Annotated in this window: 12 protein-coding genes and 3 tRNA genes; 2 read left to right on the top strand and 13 right to left on the bottom strand. The window is 49.3% G+C overall.

Features of this window, described 5'->3' with window-relative positions; all coding sequences use genetic code 11:
• Positions 1–77: 77 nt before the first annotated feature.
• The 5 genes from B7992_RS15585 to B7992_RS15605 form a co-directional block, all read right to left on the bottom strand.
• A tRNA-Thr gene (locus B7992_RS15585) sits at positions 78–149 on the bottom strand.
• 51 nt (positions 150–200) lie between these two features.
• Positions 201–283, bottom strand: a tRNA-Tyr gene (locus tag B7992_RS15590).
• 8 nt (positions 284–291) lie between these two features.
• A tRNA-Thr gene (locus tag B7992_RS15595) sits at positions 292–364 on the bottom strand.
• 298 nt (positions 365–662) lie between these two features.
• Positions 663–1,337 carry a hypothetical protein gene (locus tag B7992_RS15600; protein WP_088666753.1) on the bottom strand — a complete coding sequence of 225 codons (675 nt, stop codon included), beginning with the start codon at positions 1,335–1,337 and terminating at the stop codon, positions 663–665.
• Between the two features lie 9 nt (positions 1,338–1,346).
• A complete protein-coding gene (locus B7992_RS15605) occupies positions 1,347–2,195 on the bottom strand; it encodes a TIGR02147 family protein (RefSeq protein WP_073161206.1) in 849 nt (282 codons plus the stop codon).
• 1,042 nt (positions 2,196–3,237) lie between these two features.
• Between B7992_RS15605 and B7992_RS15610 the strand changes: the two genes are divergently transcribed.
• Together B7992_RS15610 and B7992_RS15615 are read left to right on the top strand one after the other, a co-directional pair.
• Positions 3,238–3,633: a thioesterase family protein gene (locus tag B7992_RS15610; protein ID WP_073161207.1), complete on the top strand. Its 396-nt coding sequence runs from the start codon at positions 3,238–3,240 to the stop codon at positions 3,631–3,633.
• Positions 3,634–3,666: 33 nt separating this feature from the next.
• The gene (locus B7992_RS15615) at positions 3,667–5,001 is read left to right on the top strand and encodes a replication-associated recombination protein A (RefSeq protein WP_073161208.1); all 1,335 of its coding nucleotides are present in this window, start codon (positions 3,667–3,669) and stop codon (positions 4,999–5,001) included.
• 83 nt (positions 5,002–5,084) lie between these two features.
• On the opposite strand, the gene B7992_RS15620 is transcribed toward B7992_RS15615, so the two are convergent.
• From B7992_RS15620 to B7992_RS17020, 8 genes are all read right to left on the bottom strand, one after another.
• The gene (locus tag B7992_RS15620; RefSeq protein ID WP_073161209.1) at positions 5,085–6,158 is read right to left on the bottom strand and encodes a M48 family metallopeptidase; all 1,074 of its coding nucleotides are present in this window, start codon (positions 6,156–6,158) and stop codon (positions 5,085–5,087) included.
• 86 nt (positions 6,159–6,244) lie between these two features.
• Positions 6,245–6,805 carry a LemA family protein gene (locus tag B7992_RS15625; protein ID WP_073237788.1) on the bottom strand — a complete coding sequence of 187 codons (561 nt, stop codon included), beginning with the start codon at positions 6,803–6,805 and terminating at the stop codon, positions 6,245–6,247.
• Positions 6,806–6,900: 95 nt separating this feature from the next.
• Positions 6,901–7,380, bottom strand: a complete 480-nt coding sequence (locus tag B7992_RS15630) for a nuclease-related domain-containing protein (protein ID WP_083538284.1) — start codon at positions 7,378–7,380, stop codon at positions 6,901–6,903.
• Positions 7,299–7,712 (bottom strand): hypothetical protein, encoded by a 414-nt coding sequence (locus tag B7992_RS15635; protein ID WP_073161212.1) that lies wholly within the window; start codon positions 7,710–7,712, stop codon positions 7,299–7,301. The genes B7992_RS15630 and B7992_RS15635 overlap by 82 nt, the downstream gene beginning before the upstream one ends.
• Before the next feature lie 6 nt (positions 7,713–7,718).
• Complete coding sequence (locus B7992_RS15640; protein WP_088666754.1) at positions 7,719–8,522, bottom strand: YggS family pyridoxal phosphate-dependent enzyme; 804 nt, start codon at positions 8,520–8,522, stop codon at positions 7,719–7,721.
• Between the two features lie 116 nt (positions 8,523–8,638).
• Positions 8,639–9,349, bottom strand: coding sequence for a fibrobacter succinogenes major paralogous domain-containing protein (locus B7992_RS15645; protein WP_088666755.1), 711 nt, complete (start codon positions 9,347–9,349; stop codon positions 8,639–8,641).
• Positions 9,350–9,438: 89 nt separating this feature from the next.
• Positions 9,439–9,972: a hypothetical protein gene (locus tag B7992_RS15650; RefSeq protein ID WP_088666756.1), complete on the bottom strand. Its 534-nt coding sequence runs from the start codon at positions 9,970–9,972 to the stop codon at positions 9,439–9,441.
• Positions 9,969–10,180: hypothetical protein (locus tag B7992_RS17020; RefSeq protein WP_217897624.1), on the bottom strand; the 212-nt coding region annotated here is incomplete at its 5' end. The genes B7992_RS17020 and B7992_RS15650, both read right to left, overlap by 4 nt.

Genomic DNA, 10,180 nt, shown 5'->3' on the forward strand with positions numbered 1-10,180 from the left:
CGATGGTGCCGATGTTGCAGTGCGGCTTACTTCTGTCAAAATGTTCTTTTGCCATGATTCTATCTCCATTTAGTGAGAGCCCAGATCGGGAGTCGGACCCGAGACCTCTTCCTTACCAAGGAAGTGCTCTACCACTGAGCTACCTGGGCATACAAGCCGCATGGAACAATCCATGCTCCATGCGGCTATCTTTTTCATAGTGGGCCGTCGTGGTTTCGAACCACGGTAGGCGTAAGCCAACGGATTTACAGTCCGTCCCCTTTAACCACTCGGGCAACGACCCATATGTCGAGCCAAAGATAGGAATCGAACCTACGACCGGCTGATTACAAATCAGCTGCTCTACCAGCTGAGCTACTTTGGCGTTCTTTCATCCGTACTAGGGATGTTAGAGTGAGCCAAATTTAACAAGAATATTGACACTTGTCAACGAAAAACGCGCATTTTTCTAAAAAAAATTAATTTTTTCATGAAAATTTCAAAAAAAGTAGCGAAAAGATTGTTAATAAACTGTGAATACGCTATTCCCCTGTCAATAAAGGAGTTAGACGACACCTTCACTCCGGCATAAAAAAAAGAAGTGGCCCTATTTTTCAATAGGACCACCCCCTCCTAACCATTTCGATTTTAATTGAGTACCACCGCAAAAGCGAAATCGATCTTTACTGAAGGACCTCCTTCACCCAATTAATCTTGCTAATGTTGAAGGAGCCCTCCGAATCCTTATCGCTTTCAAACACAAAGTAGATCGACTCTGCCACGCTACCATTCATACGGCTATAAACAGAACACCTTTCCCGCATTTCTTCAGACGCGCGAAGCTTGAGAGCGAACTCATCGTCATCACCGAAATCAATAACAATCTTCAACGCCGCCGAGGATGAATACTCTACACAGAGCTTCGTTTGCACTTCATCTTGCGAAGAAAAATTCAGGCCTTCTATACTAAACCCAATCCCAACGCGCGGTTCTTCCCCTGAGGAGTCCGTTTTCAAGCGGAATTCGCCACAGATTCCCTGGCAATGATCGATAACCGGATTTAGCAGCGTTTCTTCCGTGGAACCAAGAGATACGGGCCACGAAATTTCAGCGATACCGCCCTCGCCAGCTTCTTCAAAATAACGCCAGACCCCCGCGGAACCCGACTGCTCCGCGCCAGAAACCGCCACTCGGTATTGTTTTGCAGAAGCGCTCCACGCCAAAAGAGTGTTCGCATTCAAGGAATCAAATCTACCATCAGCTTCCTCCGTTACACCAGCGGATTTATCAGAAGAGCATGCGGTAAACACGTTCATGGCAGCAAAAGCGACCAACGACAACTTGGTTATTTTTTTCATAGGATCCTCCTAACCTTTTTCAGTGAAATCTTCATTATTCTTTTTCAACTTTTGCGACATGGGAAACAGCTGCATATTCAAGCGGTAAACCCGATCCACGTTCTTACCTGAAGAAACGATAGACATGATGCGACGCCTGCATTCCGCAAGTTCAGCAACAATTCGCCCGTAATCTTCTTCCGAAACTCCCATGGTAAGTCCCGTAAACTTGCGTTCGTCCTGAGGGACATTCTCAATGGATTCCAAGGCAAAGGTGCCCATCTGTTTGTGCATGTTCCGAACGGCCAGAGGAACAAAGTCGGCAGAACCCGAAGAAAGGATCTTTTCAGCAAGCCTGTATCTTCCATTTTTGTCTTTTTTCAAAAGTCTAGCATTCGTCAAAAATTCCAACGCGTCCGATACTTCCGTCAAAGAAATCGGCCTGCAGCAGGCATCCGCAATATCCTGCAAACTGGCGCCAGGCATAGCGACAGCCAATTCACGAATGACGGGGTATTTCCAGGAATTGAAATACGTGAATTCATCAATGCCCATGATTCGCGTCTTGTTCGCATCAGCCACGGCCTCCATGTCAGCAAAGGCGGACTGTTTTTCAGAATCATTCTTAGCCTGATCATAGCGGACCATGGCCCTGAAGTAAACCAGTTCAAACCCAGTCAACGACATGGCGTTAGCCACGCGTTCCACCGCAACGGGGCTTAAGTTCTTTTTCCCTTCGCTCACATACTTTAAAAAAACAGGCGAACTGAACCCCGACTGGGCTGCGAAATCACGCCAAGTAAAACCCAGCGCCTTACGTTCTTCATAATACGCCTGGATATATATGCGATAGTTTTTGTATTCTATAATTGAATTCATGGAATACAATATAACATCTTGTATTCCAAAAGTCAATATGTCAGAATACAAAAAATTTTTTTTCGTCTACCAGGACTTTTATTGGCTCAAATGAACCAAAAAAAGGTGATTTTGCATACATTAACGTTCAGTATATTAAAATTGTCAAATTAATAGATAAGGCGAGCTAAACTGTAAATACGAGTTTGTGAAATGAAAGACCAAGACAATGAAGATTTGAATGAAGCATCCAATTCATCAGAATTAGAATCTGTAGAAGAAAAAAATCAACCTCCATGGGACTGACTTTATTTGAAAAGTCATTTGAATTAGCACTAAAAATTCCTGGCCCATTCGTGAACTGAAACCGTATGATCTGGTTAATGAAAAAATTCTGGATACAATTGCTGATGCGGCCATAAAAAATCATACTCTCGCAGTGACTGCATTGTACGCCGCGTCTGGAGCACCGTCAAATCCTTATTTAGCATTGGGCTTGGCTGCGACAGATATGAGTCAGTATTTTGCACAAGTTTTGATGCTTTCACAAAAGATCGCCTACATTTACGGTTTCCCTGACTTGATGGACGAATCAGAAAATTCGAGTTACCTTACAGGCTTTGGCTAAGGGTAAACTTGCATCTATTGCGTACCATGCGATTCCCTTTTTAGGAATTCCCATCAGCGGCGGTTTTACCTTTTTGTCTTTTAGGAAAGCGGCAAAACATTTAAAGACCGAATGCAAGGCTCAAATGCGCCTGTTTAAGGAGTCTCAAAATGACCTTTTAGAATCATGCTAGATGGTCAAAAACAATTTTAGCGAACATACTTACTATGCAATCGTCATTTTTAGTCTGTATTCGGCTTTAGCACCGCAGCCTTCTAGTTGCAGCTAAACAGTCAACATTCAGAAATACAACCTGGCTCGACTTCGCTCGGTCAAAAATCGCAGCGGAAATAGCGACTTTAAACAGCGACTACGCAATTTTGGCCTGGCCGTGTGTTCCGGCTTGACAGAGCCCGGCAATGTAGTTACATTTTGTGCAGTAAATTAGAGGTTTTTATGGAAAGCAGCCAGGAACGCACACGGATCGAAGTCCGTTACGCCGAAACCGACCAGATGGGTATCGTACACCACTCCGTTTATGCGGTATGGTTCGAGCAGGCCCGCACCCAGTTCTTTAGGGACCGCGGCGCCGACTATGCCGAAATGGAAAAGCAGGGTTTCGCCTGCCCCGTGCTGGAACTGGGCGTGCAGTACAAGAGTGCCACCCACTACGGTGAATTCGTAGAGATCGAGACCTCTGCGGTCCAGGTGGACAAGCTGCGTTTTAGACTGGACTACAAGCTGTTCGTGAACAATAAGCTGTGTACCACCGGCTTTACGGTCCACTGCCTTCTGAAAGACGGGCGCCCTACTAGGGATATGCCGGAATCCTTCGTCAAACTTTTTGAATAAACATCCTGGATTATTCCGCAGGAAACATTTTAGATGGACCAGCCCTTAGCCGAACGTTTACGCCCGCAGAACCTGGATGAATTCCTGGGCCAGAACAAGATTCTTGGCGAGCAGAGTTTGCTGCGCAAGAGTCTCGAAAATGACAAGGTTCCCAGTATGATTTTCTGGGGGCCGCCGGGTTGCGGCAAGACTAGCCTCGCCCACGTGATCCAGCAACAGACCCGCAAGCGCTTTATCGCCCTTTCCGCAGTTTCTAGCGGCGTGAAGGAAGTAAAGGATGTGCTGACAGAAGCCAAGAAGTTGAAGGCCATGTTCAGCGACACGATCCTGTTCATCGACGAAATTCACCGCTTTAACAAGGGCCAGCAGGACGCATTGCTGGGCGCCGTGGAAGACGGCACCGTGACGCTCATAGGCGCCACCACGGAAAATCCGGGATTTGAAGTGAACGGCGCCTTGCTTAGCCGCTGCCAGCTGATTCTTTTTGCGCCCCTGAGCAAGGAAGACTTGCGCACCCTGATTTTTAGCGCCCTTCGCGACCATCCTCGAGGACTCCAGCTGAAAAATGTGGAAGTGGACGAGGCGGTGGTCGACAAGTTGATCGCCCAGTCCGAAGGGGACGCCCGATTCCTGCTGAATCAGCTGGAATGGATTGGCGGAAACCTGGGCGACCGCAAGGTGATCGACGAAAAGTTGCTGGAGGAATTCCAGTACAAGAAGCCCTTGCGTTACGACAAGAGCGGCGAGGAACATTACAACCTGATTTCTGCACTGCACAAGTCCATTCGCGGAAGCGACCCGGATGCGGCCATCTACTGGCTGCACCGAATGCTGCAGGGTGGCGAGGATCCGCGGTACCTGTTGCGCAGAATGATCCGCATGAGCATGGAAGACGTGGGCCTTGCAGATCCTAACGCCTTGCTGTTGGCAACCAGTGCGCGGGAAGCGTTTGACTTTCTGGGAAATCCCGAAGGCCTTATCGCATTGGACGAACTGGCAGTCTACCTGGCGCTGGCACCCAAGAGCAACAGTCTCGAAGTGGCGGGCTTTGCGGCGGATGACGTAATTCGCCAGACGGGAACGTTACCTGTTCCGCGGGCATTCCGAAACTCCGTGACCCGCGTGGGAAAACAGCTGGGATATGGCAACGGTTATGAATACGACCACGACTCCCCCGGCGGCTACTCGGCCCAGGAACATCTGCCAAAGCAGCTGGAAGGTCTGGAACTTTACAAGCCCAAGCAGATCGGAAAGGAAAAACTTTTTGCGGAACGCCTGGAACAGCTGAAGGCCATCAAGAAGCAGAAGAACGGCAAGCCCGACGAACCTGCCAGCGGCGAAAAAGACGTTCCTGCCGGCGAAAAATAACGAACCCTTTATATTCAAAATGCCGCGGTTTTAACCGTGGCATTTTTTATAGTTAGCGGGACCTGCCCCATGTCCACCCATAATCAGAACTGTTCCAGGATCTGGATTCGTTCGGGGGTGTCGGGATGGGTCCAGAAAATGGAATCCACCTTCTTGGCGATGCTTCGGAAAACGCCGTTGTCTTCCTCTTCTTCGGGATGGATGATGTAGAGCTGGGCCACGTCGTTTCGCTGGACGTTCACAAGGCCCGGGGTCTCGGAGATTTTGCGGAGGGCGCTTGCCAAGGCCAGTGGGTCGCCGCAGAGTTCCGCCGCACCGGCGTCGGCCACGTATTCGCGCTTGCGGGAAATGGCCAGGCGGTTGATGAAGCTGAAGAAATAGGCGATCGAGGTAATGACCACGCCTACCAGCGCAAAGAAGATGATGATTATGGCTCCGCCATCGCCCTTCCTTCGGCCACGGGAACGCCTGGAGCCGCGGACCATGCCCTTGAGGATTTCGATAAAGACGGTCTGCATCAGCGAAACCATGCCCACAAAGACAATGCACACCACCATCAGTCGGGTGTCACGGTTTTTGATGTGGGTCAGTTCGTGGGCCACTACGGCGGATAGTTCCTCGTCGTTCAGCTTTTCAACGATGCCGGTGGTCAGGGTGATGGTGAATGTCTTTACGTCGATGCCGCTGGCGAACGCGTTCAGGCCGGGGTCTTCCACAATGTTGATTTGCGGCATTTCGATACCGCCCGCAATGCAGAGGTTTTCGACAATGTTGTAGACGCGGACGTTTTCCTTGCGTTCCAGGGGGCGGGCGCGGGTAATGCGGCGGATGATGGAAACGTTACTGCTGTAGGCCAGGGCAAACCAGGTGGTGACAACGATCGCCACCGCAGGCAGAGCCTTTAAGAAGCAGAACCACACCACAGGCCAGCGGGTGCCATAGGACATGGGATTTTCGCGGCAGACATCGCCAATGGTGGTTATGGGCGATCCGCTGATAAGGGCGTCAGGCGTAAAACTGCAGAACACCCCGAAATAGTCCATCACAAAGACAAAGGCCCAGAACATGGCAAAAATGATAATAGGGTACATAAACAACAGGATGACGGTGTTCCTGTTGTTCCGCCAGATCTGGGTTTGCATTCCAACGTATTTCATAGAGCCATAAGCCGTGAATAGCGAGCTGTGAGCTGTGAGCAATGAGTAGTAAAATTTTCTCGTAGCTCAAAACTCAAAGCGTGTCGCTAGAATTTGACTTCGGGAGCCTTGTTCAGGGTATCGCGACTTTCGGTAGCTTCGTACATGGCGGCGCGGCGGAAGCCGAACATGCCAGCGAAAATATTGTTGGGGAAAACTTCGCAGGCGTTGTTGAATTCCTTGGTGGCGGAATTGAAGAAGCGACGGGCTGCGGCCAGCTTGTTCTCGATGTCGGAAAGTTCGTTCTGGAGCTGCAGGAAGTTAGTGTTGGCCTTCAGTTCCGGGTAAGCTTCCAATGTGACCTTGAGGCCGGCGAGGGCACCGGACATGGCCTTGTCGGCGGCAACCTTTTCGTCGACGGTGGAGGCGCTCATGGCGGAATTACGGGCGGCAATGACCTTTTCCAGAGTTTCCTTTTCGTGGGAGGCATAACCCTTGACGGAAGATACCAGCTGGGGCACCAGATCGTAGCGCTGCTTCAGCTGGACGTCGATATTTGCAAATGCGTTTTCGCGGTTGTTGCGAAGTTTGACCAGGCCGTTGTAAATGCCAGCCACGATGATGACCAGAACAACGATAACGCCAACGGCGGCGAGTGCGATTGCCATAAAATTCTCCTTGATAGCTTTTTTTACAAATGTATATAAAAAAGTTTGAATATGAAAAAAAGCGGGAATAAAATCCGCTAACTTTTTATAGTTCATTAATTGTGATGATGCAGCCTTTGAATAGACTCTGCATGCGATTTTTTTACAGATTCATCAACATTTACACAAGATTGCAGTTCTTTCCACCAAGTTTCAAGTTGCTTTGAATGATAAATAGAAGGCCGTTTCATCATAGACTCCTTAAGAACACCTTTCAACTCACTCAAATGCAGCAAACGCCAGCAATCATCACCCCGTCCAAAAGTTCCACTTACAGGGGCAAGACGTAATGTACAGCGATCACTAAAGACAATAAAAGAATAAATCGGAGTTTTCTCAAGCCTTACATGCAATTTATGCAAAAGAGCTCGCATATGTCCCATATTCTGCAACACAGGATTATAGAAGGAATGGGAAGCACGACTATTGACAATCTGACTCCACTGCTTCTGTTCTATGCTACCAGAAATGGCTCCAGAAATATTTTTCGTTTCAAAAACATAGATTCCAGTCTCATGCAGAAGAACAGTATCAATTTCAGTGAATCCCGAATGAGTCGAAACATAAACATTTTTCCATGTTTGTCATCTGCAAGACTGGCATCAATTTTTTCGGCATTCTTTGGATCGATAAAAGCCTCTTTCTCATTTCGATATTTGACATTTTGGGATTTCCAAAACGCCTTCTCATCAAAAGGTTTTGTCTGCGAAAAATCTTTATGTGGTGGATTGTATCGTATTTTCGTTTTTTGGAATTTTTGTCGTTGAACGAAATCACGTCGTTTAACCCGCTCTCGTTTTTCTTGTTTTGGAGAGACAAGCAACAACAGGACGCCAAAAACAACTATCGCAATTAACACAAAATACATTTCTAATTACACAGGATCGTTAACGGGCTTGCTGTAGTCGCGTTCGCCGAAGAGGGCTGTGCCTACGCGGATCATGGTGGAGCCTTCTTCAATGGCAACTTCCAGGTCGCCGGTCATGCCCATAGACAGCTGATCGAATGCAGCGAATACGCCGCCGCGAGCCAGGTACTTCTGCTGGAGATTGCGGAGGAAAGCAAAGCACTCGCGGGAATCTTCGGCTACACCCGTGTTCTTGCCGATGGTCATGAGACCGCGGAATCTCAGGTGGGGAAATTTTTCACTCTTGCCGTCGGGACCACAGGCGCCCGCGACGCGTTCCAGTTCGGCAAGGAAAGCATCCGCATTGGCAACGTCCAGACCGCTCTTGGTTTCTTCTTCGCCGGCATTCACCTGGAAGAGAATTTCCAGAGTTTTGCCTTCGGGGTGGGCGGCATCGGCGAGACCAGCACAAACCTTCTCCAACTTTTCAACGGCTTCCATGTTTGCGATGGAGTGAATGCAGTCGGCAACGATGGCGGCCTTCTTCAGTTTGTTGCTCTGCACAGGTCCAATCACATGGCACTGCACGGTCGAGCCGTCCAGAGCCACGCGGCGTTCGCTGAACTTGGTTTCGGCTTCCTGCACACGGTTTTCGCCAAAGACCTTTGCGCCCAGGGCAATTGCGTTGGCTACAGCTTCGGCCGGATGGAACTTGCTCACCCAAACCAGAAGCACGGATTCACGGGAACGTCCAGCCTTTTCGCAAGCGGCAGAAATTCTCGTTTCTAATTTGGCCAGCTGGCCACGCATTTCTTCAAGAGTGAATTCCATTTTCCAAATTCCTGTTAAACAGTTTGCGGGACCTTTATGACATCAAGCCCCTTTTTATCAAAAATAAAAAAACGACAACGAAATGACGTGCCCACCGAAATAATCCGCCAGGAGAATCAGTTTTTGACGCAGCGGACGGAGCGGGCCGAATTCTTGTCGAAGGATTTCATTTCGGCGGCAGGGCTGCTGAAATCCAAAAAGAGATAATGGGCGAAGGCGGGTTCAACCGCATCCAGGGTGGAGCTCCAGAAATAGGCGTAGCCACCGATGCCGTCAAACTTGCCCACTGCGGGTTGATTGCTATCGGATTGATTATCGGAGGATTCTGCCGCTGCCATGTAGCCTGCGGGAAGAGCGGCGAAACCTACAGCGTCTGTACCATTGCCATTCTTGAACCAGCCGCTGGTGGATTTCAGCAGTTTACCGACAGTTGTAATGTTGGTTGCCTGAGCCATGGCGGCGCCACGAGTATCCGTTGCGGCAACAGCCAGGAACATGGCATTAAATTCATCGGCGGTGGGCAGGCGCCAACCTGCAGGGCATGCGTTCTGTGCCGCATTCCATGTGTAGAGGCGACCGTACTTTTTGCAGTTGCGATTGTCGCCCTCGGGGCAGAAACTTTCTGCTGCAATAGTTTTGTCGAAGGCATCGCCAGCCGCGTCGCCAGCGAAGTTCAAGTTCTCAGCCATCCAGAGTTGAGAACCGATTTGCACCACGCCGTAGCTCTGCCCGTCACGATCATCGGTAATGGACTGGCCGCAAGAAGTAATGGCGCAAAAAAGCACTCCGTAAAAACAGCACGCCACAAGGGCCCCAAGAAATTTCATCCGTTTCATTTTTTCCAGTTTGCGTTAATAAATCTGACAACCAAATAAATAGAAAAACCCGCCAACCCTGCGGGTCAAAATCAAGGGTTTTAGAACACCTCCACCCTCTTGCCATTATTTTTCGCCCGGTTGTAAATGGACTGCACAAGGCCCCCCTCTTTCATAGACCAGATGGCAAGACTGCTTGAATACCTGTCGGCAAGCTGGGCACAATAGCGGGCCGTGGCATAGGAATGATGTTCGCGATTAAAACAGGAGACCATCAGCAGGCGGCCTTTTCGAATGGCACCCTTGCAAAAGTTGGGCAGTTCCGCAGGGAGCGCACACCCCATAAGCCACACCGCCGACCCGCCAAATTTTAGCACATGGTAAAGAATCTCACATTCCCCCGGAGAATGAAATGTACCGATGATGCAACAGCGCTTGCGCCCCTTGGACATGGCCCACTGTTCCCGAAGTATCCCCATGGTCGGATCCGTAGAACGCGAGGCGAATACCCCGACGCGTTTCCAAGGCAAAGTCAAGAGCGTGGGGTCTCCAATGTAATTGCCGCCGACCATTTCCAATTTTTCAAAGCGCACCGGATGAGGGAGCAAAGCTTCTTTCATTTTCTTGCGATTCATTTTATCACCTTTTCTGTTACAGCCACTGCAACCATTTTAGCCGCGAACGATTCAGCAATCCGCGAACGTTTTAAAAACAAAAAAGACCGCCTCTGCGGTCCGCCGGCAAAATCCGGTTTCTGGCAGGATAGCGATCTATTAATTATTTTTTTTGGCTCTTCATCAACATGTGTGGGTGGCTTCGCCACCCTTTTTTGTTGACATTCGC

It is taken from the genome of Fibrobacter sp. UWH1, from assembly GCF_002210365.1.
Classification (GTDB): domain Bacteria; phylum Fibrobacterota; class Fibrobacteria; order Fibrobacterales; family Fibrobacteraceae; genus Fibrobacter.

What these genes read in the sequence shown, in the direction of transcription:
- B7992_RS15600 (WP_088666753.1), bottom strand. Translation starts at nt 1,337, where the DNA reads ATGAAAAAAATAACCAAGTTGTCGTTGGTCGCTTTTGCTGCCATGAAC.
- B7992_RS15615 (WP_073161208.1), top strand. Translation starts at nt 3,667, where the DNA reads ATGGACCAGCCCTTAGCCGAACGTTTACGCCCGCAGAACCTGGATGAA.
- B7992_RS15620 (WP_073161209.1), bottom strand. Translation starts at nt 6,158, where the DNA reads ATGAAATACGTTGGAATGCAAACCCAGATCTGGCGGAACAACAGGAAC.
- B7992_RS15650 (WP_088666756.1), bottom strand. Translation starts at nt 9,972, where the DNA reads ATGAATCGCAAGAAAATGAAAGAAGCTTTGCTCCCTCATCCGGTGCGC.
- B7992_RS15625 (WP_073237788.1), bottom strand. Translation starts at nt 6,805, where the DNA reads ATGGCAATCGCACTCGCCGCCGTTGGCGTTATCGTTGTTCTGGTCATC.
- B7992_RS15640 (WP_088666754.1), bottom strand. Translation starts at nt 8,522, where the DNA reads ATGGAATTCACTCTTGAAGAAATGCGTGGCCAGCTGGCCAAATTAGAA.
- B7992_RS15645 (WP_088666755.1), bottom strand. Translation starts at nt 9,349, where the DNA reads ATGAAATTTCTTGGGGCCCTTGTGGCGTGCTGTTTTTACGGAGTGCTT.
- B7992_RS15610 (WP_073161207.1), top strand. Translation starts at nt 3,238, where the DNA reads ATGGAAAGCAGCCAGGAACGCACACGGATCGAAGTCCGTTACGCCGAA.
- B7992_RS15635 (WP_073161212.1), bottom strand. Translation starts at nt 7,712, where the DNA reads ATGTATTTTGTGTTAATTGCGATAGTTGTTTTTGGCGTCCTGTTGTTG.
- B7992_RS15605 (WP_073161206.1), bottom strand. Translation starts at nt 2,195, where the DNA reads ATGAATTCAATTATAGAATACAAAAACTATCGCATATATATCCAGGCG.